Origin of the sequence: Planobispora longispora (assembly GCF_016863135.1) — a bacterium.
GTDB lineage: Bacteria > Actinomycetota > Actinomycetes > Streptosporangiales > Streptosporangiaceae > Planobispora > Planobispora longispora.
Map to the genome: position 1 here is coordinate 59,074 of NZ_BOOH01000049.1, position 19,438 is coordinate 78,511.

Annotated in this window: 14 protein-coding genes; 3 read left to right on the plus strand and 11 right to left on the minus strand. The window is 74.4% G+C overall.

Annotation, left to right across the window (positions count from 1 at the left end):
- The 3 genes from Plo01_RS29475 to Plo01_RS29485 all read right to left on the minus strand — a co-directional run bounded on the left by Plo01_RS29475 (position 1) and on the right by Plo01_RS29485 (position 7,091).
- The gene (locus Plo01_RS29475) at positions 1-1,404 is read right to left on the minus strand and encodes a GGDEF domain-containing protein (RefSeq protein ID WP_203893981.1); all 1,404 of its coding nucleotides are present in this window, start codon (positions 1,402-1,404) and stop codon (positions 1-3) included.
- A 197-nt stretch (positions 1,405-1,601) separates the two neighbouring features.
- Positions 1,602-5,939 carry an AAA family ATPase gene (locus Plo01_RS29480; RefSeq protein WP_203893982.1) on the minus strand — a complete coding sequence of 1,446 codons (4,338 nt, stop codon included), beginning with the start codon at positions 5,937-5,939 and terminating at the stop codon, positions 1,602-1,604.
- Positions 5,940-7,091 carry an exonuclease SbcCD subunit D gene (locus tag Plo01_RS29485; protein WP_203893983.1) on the minus strand — a complete coding sequence of 384 codons (1,152 nt, stop codon included), beginning with the start codon at positions 7,089-7,091 and terminating at the stop codon, positions 5,940-5,942.
- Positions 7,092-7,275: 184 nt separating this feature from the next.
- Between Plo01_RS29485 and Plo01_RS29490 the strand changes: the two genes are divergently transcribed.
- Positions 7,276-8,766: an alpha/beta hydrolase family protein gene (locus tag Plo01_RS29490; protein ID WP_203893984.1), complete on the plus strand. Its 1,491-nt coding sequence runs from the start codon at positions 7,276-7,278 to the stop codon at positions 8,764-8,766.
- Between the two features lie 125 nt (positions 8,767-8,891).
- On the opposite strand, the gene Plo01_RS29495 is transcribed toward Plo01_RS29490, so the two are convergent.
- Positions 8,892-9,491: a response regulator transcription factor gene (locus Plo01_RS29495; RefSeq protein WP_203893985.1), complete on the minus strand. Its 600-nt coding sequence runs from the start codon at positions 9,489-9,491 to the stop codon at positions 8,892-8,894.
- Positions 9,488-10,645: a sensor histidine kinase gene (locus Plo01_RS29500; RefSeq protein ID WP_203893986.1), complete on the minus strand. Its 1,158-nt coding sequence runs from the start codon at positions 10,643-10,645 to the stop codon at positions 9,488-9,490. Before Plo01_RS29500 ends, Plo01_RS29495 begins: the two co-directional genes overlap by 4 nt.
- Before the next feature lie 59 nt (positions 10,646-10,704).
- On the opposite strand from Plo01_RS29500, the gene Plo01_RS29505 reads away from it, so the two are divergent.
- Entirely contained in the window at positions 10,705-11,100 is a 396-nt protein-coding gene (locus Plo01_RS29505) for an IS5 family transposase (RefSeq protein ID WP_275415435.1), read from the plus strand.
- Positions 11,101-11,125: 25 nt separating this feature from the next.
- Here Plo01_RS29505 and Plo01_RS29510 read toward each other — a convergent pair whose 3' ends face one another.
- The 4 genes from Plo01_RS29510 to Plo01_RS29525 form a co-directional block, all read right to left on the minus strand.
- On the minus strand, positions 11,126-11,464 hold the full coding sequence (locus Plo01_RS29510) for a VOC family protein (RefSeq protein WP_239317301.1): 339 nt from the start codon (positions 11,462-11,464) through the stop codon (positions 11,126-11,128).
- Positions 11,465-11,648: 184 nt separating this feature from the next.
- Positions 11,649-13,187 (minus strand): carboxylesterase/lipase family protein, encoded by a 1,539-nt coding sequence (locus Plo01_RS29515; protein WP_203893988.1) that lies wholly within the window; start codon positions 13,185-13,187, stop codon positions 11,649-11,651.
- A 140-nt stretch (positions 13,188-13,327) separates the two neighbouring features.
- On the minus strand, positions 13,328-14,281 hold the full coding sequence (locus Plo01_RS29520) for an alpha/beta hydrolase (RefSeq protein WP_203893989.1): 954 nt from the start codon (positions 14,279-14,281) through the stop codon (positions 13,328-13,330).
- A 5-nt stretch (positions 14,282-14,286) separates the two neighbouring features.
- Positions 14,287-15,168, minus strand: coding sequence for a crotonase/enoyl-CoA hydratase family protein (locus Plo01_RS29525; protein WP_203893990.1), 882 nt, complete (start codon positions 15,166-15,168; stop codon positions 14,287-14,289).
- A 224-nt stretch (positions 15,169-15,392) separates the two neighbouring features.
- On the opposite strand from Plo01_RS29525, the gene Plo01_RS29530 reads away from it, so the two are divergent.
- Positions 15,393-16,856, plus strand: a complete 1,464-nt coding sequence (locus Plo01_RS29530; protein ID WP_239317303.1) for an LCP family protein — start codon at positions 15,393-15,395, stop codon at positions 16,854-16,856.
- Between the two features lie 66 nt (positions 16,857-16,922).
- Here Plo01_RS29530 and Plo01_RS29535 read toward each other — a convergent pair whose 3' ends face one another.
- On the minus strand, positions 16,923-17,936 hold the full coding sequence (locus tag Plo01_RS29535; RefSeq protein WP_203893992.1) for an enolase C-terminal domain-like protein: 1,014 nt from the start codon (positions 17,934-17,936) through the stop codon (positions 16,923-16,925).
- A gap of 109 nt (positions 17,937-18,045) precedes the next feature.
- Positions 18,046-19,434, minus strand: coding sequence for an MFS transporter (locus tag Plo01_RS29540; protein ID WP_239317305.1), 1,389 nt, complete (start codon positions 19,432-19,434; stop codon positions 18,046-18,048).
- Between the last annotated feature and the right edge of the window lie 4 nt (positions 19,435-19,438).

Sequence of the window (19,438 nt, forward strand, 5' to 3'; positions counted from 1 at the left end):
TCAGGTGCTGGTCAGGGAGGTGGGTTCCAGGGGCGGCGCGCCGGACGTCACCGGCGGGTCCGCCCGCACGACGCGGTCGCGCCCGGCCTCCTTGGCCGCGTAGAGGGCCTTGTCGGTGCGGCGCAGCAGCTCCAGCGGGCTCTCCCGGCCGTCCCAGCGGGCCAGGCCCGCCGAGAAGGTCTGCTTCTCCGGGGTGACCAGGCGCAGCGCCGACAGCAGGTGCTCGGCGCCGTCCAGGTCCCGGCCGGGCATCAGCAGCACGAACTCCTCGCCGCCGTAGCGGGCCAGCATGTCACCGGAGGACAGCACCAGGCTCCACGCGGTGGCGGCCCCGGCCAGCAGCTCGTCGCCGGCCTGGTGGCCGTAGGTGTCGTTGAAGCGCTTGAAGCGGTCCAGGTCCAGCAGCGCCAGGGTCAGCGGGGTGCCGCCGCGGGCGGCGCGGTCGTACTCGCGGGCGAGCTGGGCGTCCAGGGTGCGGCGGTTGGGCAGGCCGGTGAGGGTGTCGGTGCGGGCGATCTCGTCCAGCCGCCGCGCCTGCTCCTGCATGCGCCGGAGCATCGCGGCCATGCGGACGACCACCAGGACGAACAGAATGGCGGAGGTGATCGCCACGGCCCAGGTGCTCGGCTCCACTCCGGCGACGAGCTGCACGATCAGGGTGCCGGGGGCGAGCAGGACCACCGCGGTGAGGACGAGCAACCGCCGGGTGGTCAGGGAGGGGGCCGCCTCCGGGGTGGGGCGGAGCAGGTCGGCGGCGGAGGGATGCAGCGCCGCCGCGCCCCAGAGCAGGTACGCCGTCAGGAAGGGCACGACGCCCAGCGACACGCTGAACCCCTGCGGGTCCTCCACCAGGACGAAGGCCACGTCACCCGCGAGCACGCAGACCAGCGCCATCGTGATCATCCGGAAGGAGGGGGTGCGTGGGCCTGCGGTGGTCACCAGCCGCACGAGCCCGGCGAGCAGCAGGATGTCGGCGACGGGATATCCCAGCAGGATCGCCTGGGTGAGGACCGGCCCCGGGCTGCCGAGCTGGGGATCGATCAGCAGGACCCAGTACGGCAACGCCAGGCCGACGACGAGGATGGCGCTGTCCAGCCGGGACTCCCGGTCGGCGGGAGAGCGCCGGTGCCGGGCGAGGATGTGCAGGGCGGTCGCGACGATGGGGTATTCCAGCAGGTAGAGCCCGTCCGCCGGAGAGGGGAAGGGATTCACCTCGGCGATGTGCTCGTAGTAGACCCACAGGCTGTCGCCGAGGACGGCCATGAGCACGCCCGTTCCCATCAGCGCCCAGGGAAGGGAGATCGAGCTGCGGAAGCGGGCGGCCGACATCAGCATGACCGTCACACCGGACAGGCCGATCAGGACGTACACCACGTCTCTGGACATGCCATACGGCAGCAGCATGAACACTCCCAGGACGGCGAAGCCGCCAAGGAGATAGACACGCCAAGCGCGAGAACTGTCCATGCCGCTCCATCGGCGGATCGCAAACAATCCTTAGAGTAGGCGAATTGTTACACGATGTGTGATTTGCCGCCACATCCGCATCCCCTGCGACAACGGGAGATCCCGGGCCCGGAGAGCGCCGGCGGCCCTCCGGATCACTGGCGGATGGACGAGCCGTGGCGTTCCTTGCGGATCTGGAGCTGAGCGGGGATCCGGGTGCGCAGCTCGCCCACATGGCTGACGATCCCGACGGCCCGTCCGCCGTCGCGCAGGCCGTCCAGGATGTCGAGGACCCCGTCCAGGGTGTCCTCGTCGAGCGTGCCGAACCCCTCGTCCACGAACAGCGTGCCGAGCTCCACTCCCCCGGCCTCGGCGGTGACCACGTCGGCCAGGCCGAGGGCGAGCGCCAGCGAGGTGATGAAGCCCTCCCCGCCGGACAGGGTCGCGGGGTCGCGGTCCACCCCGGTCCAGCCGTCGAGGACGCGCAGCCCGAGCCCGCCGCCGGATCTGCTCCGGTCGCCCGCCGCCCGCCTGAGATCGTGTTCCAGGAGGTAGCGCCCGCCCGACATGTGGTCCAGCCGCTCGTTGGCCGAGTCGACCACCTGCCGGAGCCGCTCGCCGAGCACGTAGGACGACAGCCGCATGCTCCACCGGTTGTCGGAGGAGTTTCCGCTGGTCAGAGCGGCGAGCCGGTCGGCCAGGCGGTGGCGTTCGGCGGCGGGCCGCCAGCGGCCCAGGCATCCGGCCAGCTCGGCGCGGAGCGCCGCCAGCCGGTCGCGGCGGCCCTCGGCGCGGTTCCGGGTGGACAGGAAGGCGGCGTGCGCGGTGTCGGCGGCGTCCCGGGCCGCCTCCAGCGCGGCCAGGTCGGGTTCGGGCTCCGCGGCGGCGGCGATCAGCTCCGGATCGGCCAGCTGGGCGTCGACGGCGGCGCGCTCCCGGTCGAGCGCGCGGAGGCGTTCGGCCTTGTCCGCCTGCTCGGCGGCCGGCCGGACCGCCGCGCGAGCGTCCTCGACCCCGAGGAATCCCGCCTCGGCGGCCGCCGCCCCGGCCCGCGCCAGGGCCGCCTCCAGCTCGGCCGCGGCGGCCCGCTCCTGCCGGGCGGCCTCGGCGGCCTCCCGGAGCAGTTCGGCCTCGTCGGCCAGCCGCTCCAGCCGGGCGGCCAGCGTCGGGTCCTCCCCCCGGGCCGCGTCGAGGCGCGCGGCCGTCCGGTCGGCCTCGGCGGTGAGCCGCTCCACGTTCGCGCGGCGCGCGGACAGGTCCACCGCGAGCCCGCGTGAGCGCTCCTGCAGGTCCTTGAGCTCGGCGACGAGGCCTCCCAGCTCGGTTTCGAGCGCGGGAACGGCGCCGGCCGCCTCCCGCAGCCCGTCCAGGATCCGCTCCGCCTCCCGGAGGTCCTCGGCGGCCCGGACGGCGCTCAGCGCGCGGGGCTCTCCCTGCGCGTCTCCGGCGGCCGGCTCGTCCCCGCCGAGTGACTCATCCCCGCCGACCGGCTCGTCCGCCGGGCCGCGGCCGATCGTGTCGCGGTCGATGCCGTGCCTGGTGGCCGCCTCCCGGTGCAGCGCGGAGATCTCCTCCACCCGCGCCGCGGCCGCCAGGGCGAGAGCGAGGGCGGCGGCCTCGGCGGCGAGGCGGTCGCGGCGGGCCCGGACGGTGGGGTCGGCGCCGCGGGCCTCGTCGAGGCGGGACTCCAGCCGGGCCTGCTCGGCCCGCGCGCCGATCCTGCGCGCCTGTCCCTCGGCCAGGCGCCGGTCGATCTCCCCGGCGCGCCCCTTCACCGCCTCCAATTCGGCGGCGGCCCGGTCCAGGTCGGCGGCGAGCCCGGGCTCGGCCTCGGCCGCGGAGAGCAGGGCGGCGAGTTCCCCCCGGGCCGCGTCGAGCGCCTCCCCGGCCTCCGGGGCGGCGAGATCGCCGGCGACGGCGACGGCCTCGTCCAGCTGGGATGCCAGGGCGGCGACCGCGCTCTCGGCGGCCTGACGCCGGTCGGTGGCCGCGTCGTAGTCGCTCTGGGCGGCGCGTTCGTCGTCGGCGGTGGGCGCGGCCTCCGCCGGGGAGGCCGGGGCGGGGTGGTCGGGCGAACCGCAGACCGCGCACGCCTCCCCCGGGACGAGCCCGGCGGCGAGTTCGGCCGCCATCCCGTCGATGCGGGCCTGCCGGATGTGCTGGAGCCGGTCGCGGAGGTCCTGGGCACGGTCGACGGCCCCGGACCTGGCGGCGCGCGCCGCCTCAAGGTCGGCGCGGAGCGCGTCCCGCCGCCGGGCGGACTCCAGCACGACGGCGGCGGCGTCGGCGGCGGCCTGGGCCGCCGGGATCCCGGCCGCCTCGGCCCGGACGGCCGCCAGCCGGGCAGACGCCTCGGCGAGCGCGGCGGGCAACTCCCGCTGGGCCCCGGCGAGCGCGGCCTCCTGTTCGGTCAGGCCGTGAAGGTCCGCGTCGAGGACGGCGAGCTCGGCGTCCAGCTCCGCGAGGCGCGCCTCGTCGGCGCGGAGCCCTTCCAGCCCGGCCAGGGCGTCACGGCGCTCCCGCTCCCGGGAGCCCAGCGCCTCCCGCAGCTCGGCCACGTCCCCGGGGACATCCGGATCCCAGCCCTCGATTCCCTCCCGGAGTTCGGCCGCGTCCCTGAGCGCGCCCGAATCCCGGCTCCCGGCCGCTTCCCGGTCCCCGGTCCCCTCCCCGGGGGCATCCGGGCCCCGCCCCTCGGGCCCGGCCGCGTCCGTCGCCGGGTTCTGGGGGGCACGTCCCTGCTCCAGGACGGAGAGCCGTTCCGTCAGCTCCCGCCGGGCGGCGTCCAGGTCGGCGGCCAGGCGGTCGCGGTTCTCGACCGCCCGGAGCCGGGCGGCCGCGGTCTCCCTGGCCGCCTCGGCCGCGGGAAGCCGGGCGGCGTCCAGCCGGGCGGAGGTGAGGCGGGCGTCCAGCCCGTCGCGGAGGGCGGGCAGGATCTCCAAGCGGGTCTCGACCCCGGCCTGCTCCACGGTCCGCCGGGTGATCTCCTGCTCCTCCAGCACGCGCTCGCGGAGGATCTCGCCCAGTCGCGTCTCCTCGGCGCGCAGCTCGCCCAGCCGGGTGATCTCATCTCGCCGGTCGCGCTCCAGCGCGGCGAGCAGGTCCGGGCCGACGCTCCGCTCCTCGGCGGACCCGAGAGCGCCGTCCGGGCCGCGGCCCGGCCCGGCGGGACGGCCGGGACCGGCGACCCGGTCTTCTCCCCCGGCCGCGGGGGCGGCCCCGCGCAGCAGCGGGAGGGCGCGGGAGCGCGCGTCGGCGGCCAGGTTGCGGGTCTTGGCCGCCGTCTCGGCCCGTTGCCCGGCCTCCTGGATCAGGGGCAGCACCCGGTCGGCCCGGGCCGCCTCGGCGAGGATCGCCTCCAGGTCGGCCCGCTCCTCGGCGCGCTCCTCCAGCGCCCGGCTCCGCGTCAGCGCCTCGGCGTGGCGCCGCCTCCGGTCGGCCAGCGCGACGCCGTCCTCCAGCCGCCTGCGCGCCTCCAGCACGGCGGCCTCGATCTCCTCCCCGGCCACCGCGGCGGCCGCCTCCCCGGCCAGCGTCACGAGCGCGTCCGCCCAGCCCAGCGGGTCGTCCTCCGCCGAAACCGCTCCAGCGGACCCCTCCGGGCGCGATCGCGCCCCCTCGGGTCCCGCCGTACCCGGTCCCGGCGCCGTTCCGCCCGGCTCCGCCGTACCCGCGGCGGAGCCCTCCACCGGGACCGTTCCGCCGGGTGCGGGGTCCGTACCCGGTTCCGCGCCGGGGAGGGGGAAGAGGCCGGGATCGGAGTCGTCGTCCCCCGGCGGGGAGGGGGCCTCCAGGACGGCGGCGAGGGCGGCCAGCAGGTCGAGACCGGCGGCCTCCTCGATGCGGTTGACGACGGAGTCGACCTCCCTGCGGAGGGCCTGCTGGTCGCGGAAGGCCTCGGTGCGGCGGTCGGCGAGCCAGGACTCGGCGGCGGCGTAGATCTTGACGGAGAACAGCCGCTCCAGGACCTTGCGGCGTTCCTCGCCGTCGGCCCGCAGGAAGCGGGCGAACTCTCCCTGGGGCAACATGGCGACCTGGCAGAACTGGGCGGCGTTCATGCCGAGCAGGCCGCTGACCAGCTCTCCGGCCTCGTCGGCGCGGGTGGTCAGCCCGATCCACTCGCCGGAGGCCTGCAGCTCCTCGACGATGACCTTGGCCTTCTCCTCGGTGGTGCCGGTGCCGCGCTGTTTGGGCCGCTGCCAGGCGGGCGAGCGGGTGATCCTGAAGAGGCGGCCCCGGATGGTGACCTCCAGGACCACGCTCGGGCCCCGGGCCGGGGGAGCGTGGTCGCAGCGCAGGCTCCTGGCGCTGTTGCGCTGGCCGGGCACCTGGCCGTAGAGGGCGTAGCACAGCGCGTCCAGCACGGTGGTCTTGCCCGCGCCGGTGGGGCCGTGGATCAGGAACAGCCCGGCCTCGGAGAGGGCGTCGAAGTCGACCTCCTCCTCCCCGGGGAACGAGCCGAACGCGGTGATCCGCAGGCGGTGCGGGCGCATCTACGCCATCGCCTCCTTGGTACGGCAGGCCTCCACGGCCCGCTGGAGCAGCAGGATCTCCTCGGCGTCGGCGGCCTCGCCGCGCACCTCCCGGACGAAGTCGAGCGCCACCTCGATCTCGGGACGGCCGGCCGTCCGGGCGCGGGTCACCGTCTCCCGGACGCCGCCCTCGGGCTCGAAGGAGAGGGTGAGCGTGTGCTCGAAGCGGGTCCGCAGGCGCTCCATCGCCCCCTTGGGACGGATGGGGTCGGTCAGCGTCACCTGGAGCCAGCGGTCCTCGTGGCCGGCGTACTCGGCGGAGGTGAGCAGGTCGTCCAGGCGGCCGGTGAGCCGCCCGAGCCGCCGGGGCACCGGGGCCTCGACGAACTCGGCGCCGGCGAACCCGTCCGGCCCCAGCTCCACCAGCCACGAACCCTTCACCTGGTCGGCCTCGGAGAAGGAGTAGGCGATCGGTGAGCCGCTGTAGCGCACGGTCTCGGTCATCCGCTGGCGGCCGTGCAGGTGCCCCAGGGCGACGTAGTCGGCGCCGTCGAAGACCGTGACCGGGACGTGCGCGAGACCGCCGACGCTGATGTCGCGCTCACTGTCGCTGCCCTGTCCCCCGGTCACGAACGCGTGGGCCAGGACCACCGAGCGCGTGCCGCGCCGGGCCGCGTCCGCCCGGATCAGGGACATGGCGTGCCCGACCGCGGCGGTGTGGCTGCGCTCGGGCAGCTCCCACGGGCCGCGGACCAGCTCGGGCTCCAGGTAGGGGATGCCGTAGAAGGCCACCTCCCCCGCCCCGCCGCCCGCCGGGTCCCCGATCATCACGGGCTCGCCGGTCCGCGCGGGGTCGGTGCGCAGGTGCACGCCCGCGGCGTCGATGAGGTCGGCGCCGAAGCCCAGGCGGCGCGCGGAGTCGTGGTTCCCGCTGATCAGCACGGTGCGCACGCCCTCGGCGACCAGCCGCCGCAGCGCCTGGTTGCACAGGTCCACCGCGTCGACCGAGGGCAGCGCCCGGTCGTAGACGTCACCGGAGACGACGACCACGTCGACCCGCTCGGCCCTGACCGTCTCGATCAGGTGGTCGACGAAGGCGCCCTGGGCGGCCAGGAGACTCTCCCGGTGGAACGAGCGGCCCAGATGCCAGTCCGATGTGTGCAGCACCCGCATGTCGCCTGAAGCTAACAGCCCTCAGCGACAAATGACGCCACTCTTACCTCTCCGCTCTCGCTCGCTCCGTTAAGAAATGCCGGGAAACGCCTGTTACGAGTAGGCTTGAAGATCTAGCGGGAAACGTAACGAAAACCATCCGAACACGTGGCAATCGCAAGGGCGATCGGGGAGCGGAATCGGCATGCGGGTGGGCCGTGGCACGATGGGCGTGACCGCCGGTTTGATCATGGTGGCTCTCGCGACGGTGGGCTACACCCTGCCTCCGCCGTTCGACCCGGCCCCGCTGAACGCGGACGCGACCTTCCAGTCCCTCCCCGCCCAGCCTCAGGCCGAGCGCCGGCCGGTCGCCGCCGGCGCCGCGATCAGCACCCAGGACCTCTCCGTCCAGGCCCGGGGCACCATCCTCAGGGCGACGGTCCGCGCGCCGCTCACCCCGGGCAGGCATCCGGCGATGATCTTCGTCCAAGGGGCGGGGCCGGGCGTGCGGGGCGAGTTCACCACGCAGGCCGAGTGGCTGGCCAAGGCCGGCGTCGTCACGCTCGTCTACGACAAGCGGACGGTGGGCTACGACTTCCGCCAGCGCGACTTCGGCCTGCTCGCCGACGACGCGCTGCGCATGCTGGCCGAGCTGCGCAAGCGCCCCGACGTCGACCCGGCGCGCACCGGCCTGTGGGGGATCAGCGAGGGCAGCTGGGTGGTGCCCATCGCCGCCTCCCTCAGCGACGACGTCTCCTTCACCGTGCTGGTCTCCGCGCCGAACGTCTCACCGATGCGGCAGGTCAGCTGGGCGCTGGGCGAGCAGCTGGACCGGCTGCACGCGCCGGGCGGGGTGCGCGAACTGCTCATCCGGGCGATGGGCGCGGTGGACATGGAGTTCCTCCGTCACGACGCGGAGCCCGCGCTGCGCCGGACCCACCAGCCGGTCCTGGCGCTGTACGGCACGCGCGACCCCTCGATCCCGTTCGTGGAGAGCACCCGGGCGCTCACCCGCGCGCTCACGGCGGGGGGCAACCCGGACTACACGATCCGCTACCTCGGCGGGGCCGACCACGGCATGCGCCTGCACGGCGGGCCGTTCGTCCCGGGATACCTGGAGACGCTGGCCAACTGGGTCACGGGCCTGCCCGGCACGGCCCGCCCCTCGGTGCCCATCGCGGGCGCCACGCCGGTCCAGCGCTTCGAGGCCAGCGACGTCCCCGTCACCCCGTGGTACGCCGGGGGCGCGGTCCTGGGGCTCACGCTCTGCCTGGCCGCCGTCGGGTACGTGGCCGGCCCGGTGGCCGCGATGGTGGTACGGCTGCGCGGCCGCCACCTGCCCGCCGAGGCCAACGCCCGGCTCTGGCCGCCGATCCGGCGCAGGTTCCGGCAGATGGCGTGGACCGCGCTCGGGCTGCTCGCCTCGGTGATGGCGTTCATCGTCCTGCTGGTGCTGTTCTCGGTGAACCAGGCCGGAGCCTGGCCGGCGGTGCTCGCCGGATGGCTCGTCATCAGGGCCCTGGCCGTGCTGATACTCCTGCAGGAGGTCACGGCCGTCGCCGCCGTCGTCTCCGCGCTGCGGGAGGGCTGGCGGCCCAGCCGCCCGCAGCACGTCGCGATCGCCGGGGCGCTCGGCGGGACGGGCCTGCTGCTGGTCGCGGCGGCCTACTACAGCCTGTTCGCCCTGCCCTGGTGACGAAGCCTGTTCGCCCCGCCCCGGCGACAGTGCCCCGGTGACAGTGCCCCCGGTGACCTGACGGGCGGCCCTCACCCCGCCCCCGCCGGGGTCCGGCCCACGGCGCCGCGGCACCGGGACGAGGCTCAGAGCCACCCGTTGTCGCGGGCGAGCCGCGCGGCCTCGATCCGGTTGCGGGTGCGGGTCTTGCCGATGGCCGACGACAGGTGGTTGCGCACGGTGCTCTCCGACAGGTGCAACCGGGCGGCGAGGTCGGCGATGGCGGCGCCGTCGAGGGCGGCGGCGAGCACCTCGCGCTCGCGGCCGGTCAGCGGGCTCGGCCCGGCGTTGAGCGCCTCGGCGGCCAGGGCGGGGTCGACGATCCGCTCACCCGCCACGGCCCTGCGGATCGCGGCGGCCAGTTCCTCCACGGGACCGTCCTTCACCAGGAAGCCCGCCGCGCCGGACTCCATCGCCCTGCGCAGGTAGCCGGGCCTGGCGAAGGTGGTCACGACGAGCACGACCGCGCCGTCGCGGGACAGCTCGCCGACGGCGTCGAGGCCGCTGCGGCCCGGCATCTCGACATCGAGCAGGACGACGTCGGGACGGGCCCGCCGGGCGACGTCCGTGATCGCATCGCCGTCACCCGTCTGGGCGACGATCTCGATGTCGTCCTCCATGTCCAGCAGCAGCGCCAGGGCGTCGCGCATCATGCCCTGGTCCTCGGCGATCATCACCCGGATCACGCGGTCTCCCCGGGACGGCCCGCCGCGTCCCCGCCCGGTGCAGCCCCGCGCGGCGCGTCCCCGCGCGGCACCGGCACCGCCATCCGGAGGCGGAACCCGCCCCCCTCCGCGGGCCCGGCCTCGAACGCCGCTCCCCCGGCGGCCGCCCGCTCGGCCAGTCCGCGCAGCCCGTTGCCCCACTCCCCCGGCCCGGCGGCCCCGTCGTTCACGATCTCCAGCACAGCCTCTTCCCGTCCTTCCCGCACCCTGATCTCGCACACCGCGGCCCCGGCATGGCGGATCACGTTGGTGACGCCCTCCCGTACGGCCCAGCCGAGCAGCGCGTCGGCGTGCGGCGCGAGCCGTACCTCACCGGCGTCGACGACCGCCCGCACCCCGGCCTCCCGCAACGCCGCACCCGCGGCGTCCAGCTCGCCGGCCAGGCCGCGTCCCCGGTAGCCGGAGACGGCCGCGCGCACCTCGGCCAGCGCCCGGCGGCCGATGGTCTCGATGTCGGCGGCCTGCCGGGCGGCCGCGGCGGCGTCGCGGGAGGCCAGCCTGCGCACCGCCTCGGCCTTGACGACCATCAGCGAGAGCGTGTGCCCGAGCAGGTCGTGCAGGTCGCGCGAGAAGCGCTCGCGCTCCTCGCTCACCGCCGCCGTGGCCAGCTCCCGCCGGGTCCGGTGCAGCTGAAGGGTGACGTGGACGACGACGCCCGCGATGCCGGTGCCCCAGGCGACGGCGGCGACCGCGTCCTGGCCCCCGCCCTTCCAGAGCGTGACCGCCATGGCGACGAGGGTCACCGTGGCCAGGGCGACCGGCACGGCCCTGCCGCGCAGCACCACGCCGCAGGCGATGGAGACCAGCGGGCACAGGTAGAACCACGTGCCGCCCCAGACCGCGCACCCGGCCAGCGTGACGCCGGCCAGAGCGGCCAGCGCCGCGCGCGCGGCGGCGGGCCGCTCGAAGGCGGCCCGCACGCCCAGCAGGTAGCAGGCCGTGACGGCGGCCAGGCCCGCCGCCTCCGTCCAGCGGAAGCCGCGGGCCAGGTCGGCGGCCGGGAAGAAGACCAGCGCCACCCAGAAGGAGAACACGGCGGGACCGTTCTGCATCCGGTTCGCGCCGGTTCTCACCCGGTCCGCGCCGTCTCTCATCCGGTCTGCCTCAGCCCTCACCCGGCCCACGCTAGGGTGTGTGTCGAAAGTGGATCTTGGACGTGAGATGATCTTGAGTCGTGGCGCGTGGAGATCTGACGGACGCGCAATGGGCGGTGTTGGAACCGTTGTTGCCGAAGGGCAAGAAGCCCGGTCGGCCGCCGACGTGGACCCGGCGGCAGCTGATCGACGGCATACGGTTCCGGGTCCGCACCGGCATCCCGCGGCGGGACATGCCCGCCGAGTACGGGCCGTGGGGCCGGGTGTACGACCTGTTCCGCCGGTGGCAGCGCAACGGCACCTGGCATCGGATCTTCACCGCGCTCCAGGCCCGGGCTGACGCGAAGGATCTGATCACCTGGGACATCAACGTCGACTCCACGGTGCGCCGGGCCCACCAGCACGCCGCCGGGGCGAGGAAAAAGGGGAGCTGCAGAAGGAGCCGCCCGGCCGCGCCTGAGCGCTACGGCGTCTGACCGGGGGCCTGTCACGCCGGTGATGTCAGGAAGACGTCAGGCAGAAGGGGTGGCCAGCCGGATCCAGGAGTACCCGCCAGCGTCCGTCGCCGGGCTGATGGTCCGGTTTGGCCGCTCCGAGTTCCAGCGCCAGCTCCTCCATCGCATCGAGGTCGTCGGCGCGGAAATCCAGATGGAACTGTTGTGGCACGTCCTGACCCGGCCACTGCGGAGCCCGGTATCCGTCAACCCGCTGGAATCCCAGATCACAGCCGGAGCCGTCCGTCAGAGCGACGAACTCGTCCGTACTGAAGAGCTCGCGCATCCCGGTCAGTGCACCGTAGAAGCCCGCCAGCACCTGCGGATCAGCACAGTCCAAAGTCACCCCTCGCAGTACAGCGCCTGGCAACGTTCGCTCCTTCGTGTCCGCGCGTCTGTCTCCGTAAGCCGCCGCTGCACGCGATCACCGGCCACAGCCACACCGTACCCGCCACATCCACCGCTGAAGTAGCGGTTTACCCCTGCCGCAAAGCAACGGATGACTGTGACCGGCGCTTTCGATACACGCCCTAGTTCGCGGGTCCGCGCCGGTTCCAGAAGTCCAGCCGGTGCGCGGCCGCGTAGTCGACCGGCCGGACCGCGCCGGGGGCCAGCGACTGGACGCCCCCGTCCAGGCGCGTCCAGGCGGGCAGGCCGGGGCCGTTGGGGTCGCCGGTGCGGGCGAAGTTCGTCCAGTAGGCGACCATCTGCCGGGACAGCTCGCGCTGGCCCGCGGTGAGCTCGGCCGCCGGGTCCGGGAACAGGTAGGGCAGGTCGCCGGCGTGGTAGGCGCCCCAGTCGAAGTCCGTCTTCAGCGGCAGGAACATCGGCGCGTCGCGGTCGGCGAACTCGTAGCCGTAGACCGGCGCGTGCCGGGCGAGCAGGGTGTTCTGCTCGTGGGTGGCGCGGGCCCACATCCGGTCGGTCAGGACCGTCGCCCACGCGATGCCCGGGGAGGCGAAGCTCCGGGCCGGGTACCGCCGCAGGACGCGCGCGGCGTCCGCGCCGAACGCCTCCGCCACCAGGTCGCGGTACTGCTGCCCGGTGATCGGCCTGCCCTGCGCGTCGTAGGTCATCCCGACGAAGAGGCGGTGCTCGTCCCTGGTCGCGCCGGCCAGGACGGGCACGCGGTGGAAGCGCCCCGCGCGGATCGCCTCCGGCGGCGGTTGCGGGAGGACCTCGTTGCCGTAGGCGTACGCCTGGAAGGCGTTCATGATCTGCGGAACCTCGAGGATCTTCTCCACCGGCAGGGCGCGCAGGCACGCCAGGTCGCCGCAGCCGAGCTGCCCGGCGTAGTACACGCCCAGCTGCTCGGTCTCCTTGACTCCGCGCCAGGCGAAGTGCGGCTGCGCGGGCAGGCCGGGGACCATGCTGCCGGCGGGCATGTCCATCATGGTCTCGCCGCTCTGCATGATCGCGCGGTGGAACAGCCCCTTCGCGCCGGGCGAGGTGAGGTGCCCGCCGACGGACATCCCGCCGTAGGAGACGCCGAAGAGCGTCACGTTGCCCGGATCGCCGCCGAAGGCGCGGATGTTGCGCCGCACCCAGGCGAGGGCCGCCTGCTGGTCCTGCAGGCCGTACGTGCCGGAGCCGCGCAGCCCCGGGTAGCCGAACCCGCCGAAGACGTCGAGCCGGTAGTTGATCGTGACCACGACCGCGCCCCGCGAGGCGAGCCTGCGCGCGTCGGAATAGTGCCCTGCCCCGAGCGCTCCGTCGCCGTGCAGCCAGACCATGACCGGGAGCGCGCCCGCCCGCTCGCGCGGGGCGGTGACGTTGAGCACCAGGCAGTCCTCGGTGGTGCTGGTGACGGGGGCGTAGTCGGAGCCGACCTGCGGGCACATGTTCCCGGGCTTGGTGGCGTCCTTGACGCCCCGCCAGCCCTCGGCCCGCCGCGGCGGTGCCCAGCGCGACGCGGCGGCGTACGGGATGCCCTGGAAGATCCGGTGATCGGCGGTGACCGTGCCGCGGACGGCCCCCGCCTCGGTCCCGACGATCGCGGGGTCCGCCTGCGGCGGCTGTCCGCCGGCGCAGGCGGTGAACAGGACGGCTGTCGCCAGAAGAACTCTCATGAGTTCAACGCTGCCGGGGACGGGGCCCGCTCAGAAGATCCGTCGATCCCGGTTTTCCCACGACAAAAGTCCTGGTTCCCCCGGTCCCCGCCGCGGTTCCGCCGGTCCCCGCCCTGCTCCCGCCGACCTCGGCCGCGCCGTCACCCGCCCGGCGAGAGGTAGCAGTTCAGCCAGCGGTCCATCTCCTCGAAGACCCGCTTGCGCGCGGGCTCGGGCGAGAGCACCAGGTCGTGCATGCCGCCGGGCACCCGGACGCACGTGACGTGCCCGCCCACCCGGGTGGACCAGCGGGCGATCTGCTCGGGGTCGAGCACGGTGTCGGCGCTCTGCGCCTCGGGGGCGAAGTCGCGCAGCTGCAGGCCCTTCTCCGCGCAGAGCACCAGGACCGGCGCGTCCACGCCCAGGCCGCCGTGCAGGCGCCGCTGGGCCCGGCGGATGGCGGCCAGCCAGGCGGCGTGGACCGGGAACCCGCCGACCGGCTTCCACTCCAGGTCGAAGTCCCACTCGCCGTGGTGCTCCCGGTGCAGGCTGGTGCCGTACGCGGTGGACAGGCCCAGCGGCAGCACGGCGCGCACGGGCAGCCGGGAGAGCGGGCCGTGCAGCACGTCGGCCGCGATCCGCAGCCCGGCGGGGACGTTCAGGTCGAAGAAGGGGCTGTTGAGCACCAGGCCCTGGACGCGGCCCCGGCCGCGGACCCGGTCGGCCCACAGCGCCGCGACGAGGCCGCCGGTGGAGTGGGCGTTGAGGACGACCGTGTCGTGGCCGTCCTCCTCGCGGATGATCCGGACCGCCTCGTCGATCTCCGGGAAGTACTCGGTGACGCTGCGCACGAACCCCCGGGTCTGGTGCGGCAGCAGCGAGCGGCCGTACTTGCGCAGGTCGAGGCCGTAGAAGTCGATCCCCTGGCCGGCGAAGTGGTCGGCCAGGTGGGTCTGGAAGAAGTAGTCGGTGAACCCGTGCAGGTAGAGCACGGCCCTGCCGGTCGGCGGCGCGGTGGCGCGGCGGCGCACGAGGGAGGCGACGACCTCGCCCTCGTAGTCGTCGGCCATGGGCAGGACCGTGAGCTCGTAGTCGGGACCGAGGACGTCGGACATGGACATCAAGATAGTTCGTAGGGGTTGACCGGCCAGGAGGGGACCGCCTCGGGGAGGTCCTGGCTGACCTTCATGGGGAAGTTCGCCGGGCGCTTCTCCAGGAAGGACGTGACCCCCTCGGCCGCGTCGGCGGCGCCGCCGAGCGCGTGCATGAGCTTGGAGTCGGCGCGGTGGGCCTCCCACGGGGAGGCGGCCGACAGGCCGGACCACATGAGTCGGCGGATGGCGGCGACCGAGACGGCGGAGGTGTTGTCGGCGATCTCGCGGGCCAGCGCGTGGGCGGCCGGGAGCAGCTCGTCGGGGGCGAGGACCTTGGAGACCAGGCGGCCGGCGAGCGCCTCGGCGGCGGGGAAGACCCGGCCGGTCGCGGCCCACTCCATCGCCTGGGAGATGCCGACGATCCGGGGCAGGAACCAGCTGGAGGCGGCCTCGGTCACGATGCCGCGCCGGGCGAAGACGAAGCCGAACTTCGCCGTGTCGGAGGCGAGCCGGATGTCCATCGGGAGCGTCATGGTCACGCCGACGCCGACGGCCGGGCCGTTGATCGCGCCGATGACCGGCTTGAGGGAGCGGGCGATGCGGAGCACGACCGTGCCGCCGCCGTCGCGGGGCGAGCCGTCGATGGTGTCCCGGCCGCCGAACATCTCCTCCGACTTGCGGTAGTTGAAGGTGTCCCCGCCGCCGCCGAGGTCGGCCCCGGCGCAGAAGGCCCGGCCCTGCCCGGTGACGATCACGGCGCGGACCTCGTCGTCGGCGTCCGCGCGGTCGAACGCCTCGATCAGCTCGCCGCGCATGACGTAGGTGAAGGCGTTGAGGCGCTCGGGCCGGTTGAGCGTGATGGTGGCGACGCCGTCGGCCACGCCGTACTCGATCTCCGTGAATGCCATGACCGAATCTTATTCCAGTACGGGCGGCGGACCGGACCCGGCTCCGTGGCGGCGGACGGCCGCCTCGACGCAGAACCGAGTCGCCTCGATACAGAACTGATCAGAAGGGCTTTCCATCCCGTTAACTCTCATGTCGCTAGATGTCCCGACGATCTACCTACCATCTCCCCCTACGGCGCACGAGTGGGTATGAAAAGCCAACAAGCGGAGGAAACGGGGATCAGGTGGACACGTCACAGCCACCCAGCGTCGGTGCGGTCATCGGATGGACGGCGCTGTCCGCCGTCGCTCCGGGAGTCGCCCACCTGCGGGGCGGCTGGCGCCGTACCGGGCTGACCCTGCTCTCGATCTACACCGCCGCCCTGCTCGCCCTGCTCTGGATCGGCCTCACCTCCGACCTCGGCGACCTGGCCGGGCGGCTGGTGGCCTCCTCCGGGCTGACCATCCTCACCGCCGTCTCCCTGGCCCTCGGGGTCGCCTGGTTCACCCTGATCGTGCACTCCTTCACCGTGCTCGGCCCCGGCAGGCTGCCCAAGGGCGGCCAGACCGTGGCCGGAATCGTCGCGGGGGTGCTCGCGGTGGCGGTGCTGCTCCCGTTCGGTCTGGTCGGGCAGTACGCCGCGGTCTCCCAGACCGCGCTGGACAACGTCTTCGCCGCCCCGCCCACGCCGCTGCCCACCGAGCGCGAGCAGGATCCGTGGGCCGGCCGGAGCCGGGTGAACATCCTGCTGCTCGGCGGGGACGCCGACGACCACCGGCCCGGCGTCCGGACCGACAGCATCAACGTGGCCAGCATCGACGTCAAGACCGGCAACACCGTCCTGCTCAGCCTGCCGCGCAACCTCGAGAACGTGCGCTTCCCGCCGGGCACCCCGATGGCCAAGCGCTTCCCGGCCGGCTTCCGGCTCCCCACGGGACCGGGAGGCGGGCGCGACGACCTGCTCTTCGGGGTCTGGGAGTACGCCGACGCCCACCCGGAGATCTTCGGCGGCCGGAAGGGGCAGGGCGCCCGGACGCTGATCGACGCCGTCGGCTACACGCTCGGCCTGGAGATCGACTGGTACGCCCTGGTCAACATGTGGGGCTTCGCCCGGCTCATCGACGCCATCGGCGGCGTGACGATCACCGTCCCGGAGGACGTGGTCTTCGGCAAGTACAACGAGGGCCTCGTCAAGGCGGGCACCCGCAGGCTCGGGGGCGCCGACGCGATGTGGTTCGCCCGCTCGCGCACCAACAGCGACGACTACACCCGGATGCGCCGCCAGCGCTGCGTGCTGGGCGCCCTGCTCGCCCAGGCCGACCCCGCGACGGTGCTCTCCCGGTTCAACCGGGTCGCGCTGGCGACCAAGGAGCTGATCAGGACCGACATCCCGCGCCCGATGCTGGAGCACCTCGTCCCGCTGGCGCTGAAGGTGAAGAACGCCCGGGTCACCAGCGTGCAGTTCGTGCCGCCGCTGATCAACACCGGTTACCCCGACTGGGCCAAGATCCGCTCCATCACCGTCAAGGCCCTGCGCGACTCGGTCGTCACGCCCCCGCTCGTGGCCGCCTCCCCCCGGCCCTCCGCCACCCCGGACGCCGCCCCGTCGGCCACCGCGACGGCACGGGCCCAGGTGAGGCCGGGCCAGCCCACGGCCAAGCCGGCCGACCCCGCCAAGCCCAAGGGCATCACCGAGGGCTGCGGCTGACGCCGGACGGGCGGAGCCGCTCCGGCCGGTGAGAGGGTGCGCCGCGGGCGGCGGGAGCGGGCGCGGCTACGCGCGGTGGGACTCCTTGGCCAGGCGGCGCACCCGGTCCTCGTCGATCCCGTGGCCGAGGCCCGGCTGGGTGAGCGGGACCGCCACGACCCCGCCGGTGGCGCCGACCGGCGGGGTGACGATCTGCGCGCTGCGGGGCGGCTCGGCCACGTCGCACGGGAGGGTGCAGCCGGGCAGGCTGGCGGCGGCGACGGTGGCCGCCCTGGCCAGACCGGTGCCCTGTCCCCCGGCGCAGGCGATCTCCCAGCCCGCCTCCGCCGCGATGTCGTGCATCCGCCGTACCTCGCGCAGGGAGCCCACCGCGGCCGGGCGCATCAGCAGCGCGCGGCCCGCGCCCGCGGCGACCGCGTCCTGGAGGTCCGCCGCCGAGCCCACCTCCAGCAGGACCGGTGCGGCGACGCGCTCCTGCAGGTCGGCGTGGTCGGTCAGGCCGCCGGGGACGGCGAACGGCCGCTCGATGACGGAGGGGGCGTAGGCGTCCAGCGCCTCCAGGGCGTCGATGTCGGTGTAGGCGCCGCGGGCGTCCAGGCCGATGCCCAGGGCCGGGTAGGCCAGGCGGACGGCGCGCAGCGGCTCGACGTCCCAGCCGGGGTGCACGTCCATCGTGATGTGCGCGTATCCCGCGCAGACGTGCCGGTTCACCCGGGCGACGAGGCTCTCCAGGTTGCGGTCGCCGCTGACGCGCACCGTGGCCATCAGCGACGTCCGGCTGCCGCCGAGGGCGTGGGCGAGCGGGACGCCCCGCATCCGGGCCCACAGGTCCCAGCAGGCCATGTCGCCGGCCGGGCCGCCGGGGACCACGCCCAGCTCGTCGGGGTGCTCCCAGTCGACGCCGATCAGCGCGGGAGCGAGTTGCTCCTGCAGGATGGACCACGCCTTGGGATCCGGGTCGACCACCTCGCCCCACCCGGTCATGCCCCCGTAGTCGGTGAGCCTGACGAGGATGCTCTCCGTCCGCCTGCCGTACGGCAGGGTCAGCCGGAACACCTCGAGCCCGCACACACGCGGCATGAAGTCCCCTTGATCTCTCACCCCTGGAAAGAACGCGAATCCCGCCCGGGGGGCGGGACCATCCCCTCAACATGAATGAGAGGCGCGTTCTTCCATGGTGCCACGAGGCTCAAAGCGCCACCCTGCGCGCTGCGAGCGTCCCGGTCACCGCCAGCAGCGCGATCAGCGCGAAGCCGGCCAGGTAGACGGGGCCGGTGGCGCCCAGTCCCGCGACGATCGCGCCCACCGCGGCGACCGTCATCACCGTGAAGACCGACTCCCCCACGCCCATCGAGGCGCTGTTCTCCCCCTCCTGGCCGGGCGCGGACAGCTCCAGGACGAGCACCGACAACGTCGGGTACACGATTCCGATGCCGAACCCGGACAGGGCCTCCCCGGCGAAGGCCAGGGCCACCGGGACGGTGTCGAGCACCGACAGGGCCATCAGCAGCAGTCCCCCGCCCATCACCAGGGGGCCGACGCTCAGGACCAGGGTCCGGTCGTAGGTCTTGCGCCCGACGATCCACGAGCCCAGCGACCAGGCCAGCGCGCCGCCGGTGAGGACGGCCCCGGCCTGGGTGAGCGAGAGACCGCGCTCGGCGTGGAGCATCAGCGGCAGGTACACCTCGCCGCCGAGGAACGCGCCGGCCACGATCCCGCGCAGCGCGATCACCGAGGGCAGGCCGCGCCCGCCGCGCAGGGTCCCGGGCGGGAGCAGCCGGGGCAGGGACACCGCCAGCAGGACCAGGCCCGCCGCGAGCACGGCGATCCCGATGCCGGGCGCCGTCCCGTCCGTCCCCGTCCCGCCGGACTGCGCGCCGTACTGCGTGAGCGCCGCGCCGGCGGCCGTCAGCACCGCCCAGCCGAACCTGCGGGCGATCGGCGTGCGGCCGGCCGGCTCCCCCTCCCCGTCCCGCTCCTCCATGGGCGCTGCGCCGAGGCCGCGCCAGAGCAGCAGGGCGGCGGGCGCCACCAGCAGCGGCACGCCCAGGAAGACCCAGCGCCAGCCGAGATGCACCGCCACGGACCCGGCGATCACCGGCCCGACCATGGAGGGGACCACCCAGGCCGCGGCGAGCGCGCCGAACACCTTGGGGTGCAGCCCGGCCGGGTAGACGCGGGAGACCAGCACGTACAGCGCGACCTGGAACACCCCGCCGCCGAAGCCCTGCACGAACCTGCCCAGCAGGAACACGTCCATCCCGGGCGCGGTCCCGCTGATCAGCAGTCCCGCCACGAAGGCGGCCAGTCCCGCCCAGAGCGGGGCGACCGGTCCTCGCAGGTCGCCCCAGCGCCCGCCCAGCACGGTCGCGATCATCCCGGCGGCCATCGACCCGCTGAAGGCCAGCGCGTACAGGCCCAGCCCGTCCAGATCGCGTCCCACCATCGGCATCGCGGTCGCGACCGCGAGCGACTCGAAGGCCACCAGTACGACCAGGGCGAGCACTCCGACCGTCAGCGCGCGGTAGCGCCGGGCGTATATTCCTGTCCCCGCGGGGGCTTCCAGCACCGTTGTCATGATC

What these genes read in the sequence shown, in the direction of transcription:
- Plo01_RS29520 (WP_203893989.1), bottom strand. Translation starts at nt 14,281, where the DNA reads ATGTCCGACGTCCTCGGTCCCGACTACGAGCTCACGGTCCTGCCCATG.
- Plo01_RS29540 (WP_239317305.1), bottom strand. Translation starts at nt 19,434, where the DNA reads ATGACAACGGTGCTGGAAGCCCCCGCGGGGACAGGAATATACGCCCGG.
- Plo01_RS29515 (WP_203893988.1), bottom strand. Translation starts at nt 13,187, where the DNA reads ATGAGAGTTCTTCTGGCGACAGCCGTCCTGTTCACCGCCTGCGCCGGC.
- Plo01_RS29480 (WP_203893982.1), bottom strand. Translation starts at nt 5,939, where the DNA reads ATGCGCCCGCACCGCCTGCGGATCACCGCGTTCGGCTCGTTCCCCGGG.
- Plo01_RS29535 (WP_203893992.1), bottom strand. Translation starts at nt 17,936, where the DNA reads ATGCCGCGTGTGTGCGGGCTCGAGGTGTTCCGGCTGACCCTGCCGTAC.
- Plo01_RS29475 (WP_203893981.1), bottom strand. Translation starts at nt 1,404, where the DNA reads ATGCTGCTGCCGTATGGCATGTCCAGAGACGTGGTGTACGTCCTGATC.
- Plo01_RS29485 (WP_203893983.1), bottom strand. Translation starts at nt 7,091, where the DNA reads ATGCGGGTGCTGCACACATCGGACTGGCATCTGGGCCGCTCGTTCCAC.
- Plo01_RS29525 (WP_203893990.1), bottom strand. Translation starts at nt 15,168, where the DNA reads ATGGCATTCACGGAGATCGAGTACGGCGTGGCCGACGGCGTCGCCACC.
- Plo01_RS29490 (WP_203893984.1), top strand. Translation starts at nt 7,276, where the DNA reads ATGCGGGTGGGCCGTGGCACGATGGGCGTGACCGCCGGTTTGATCATG.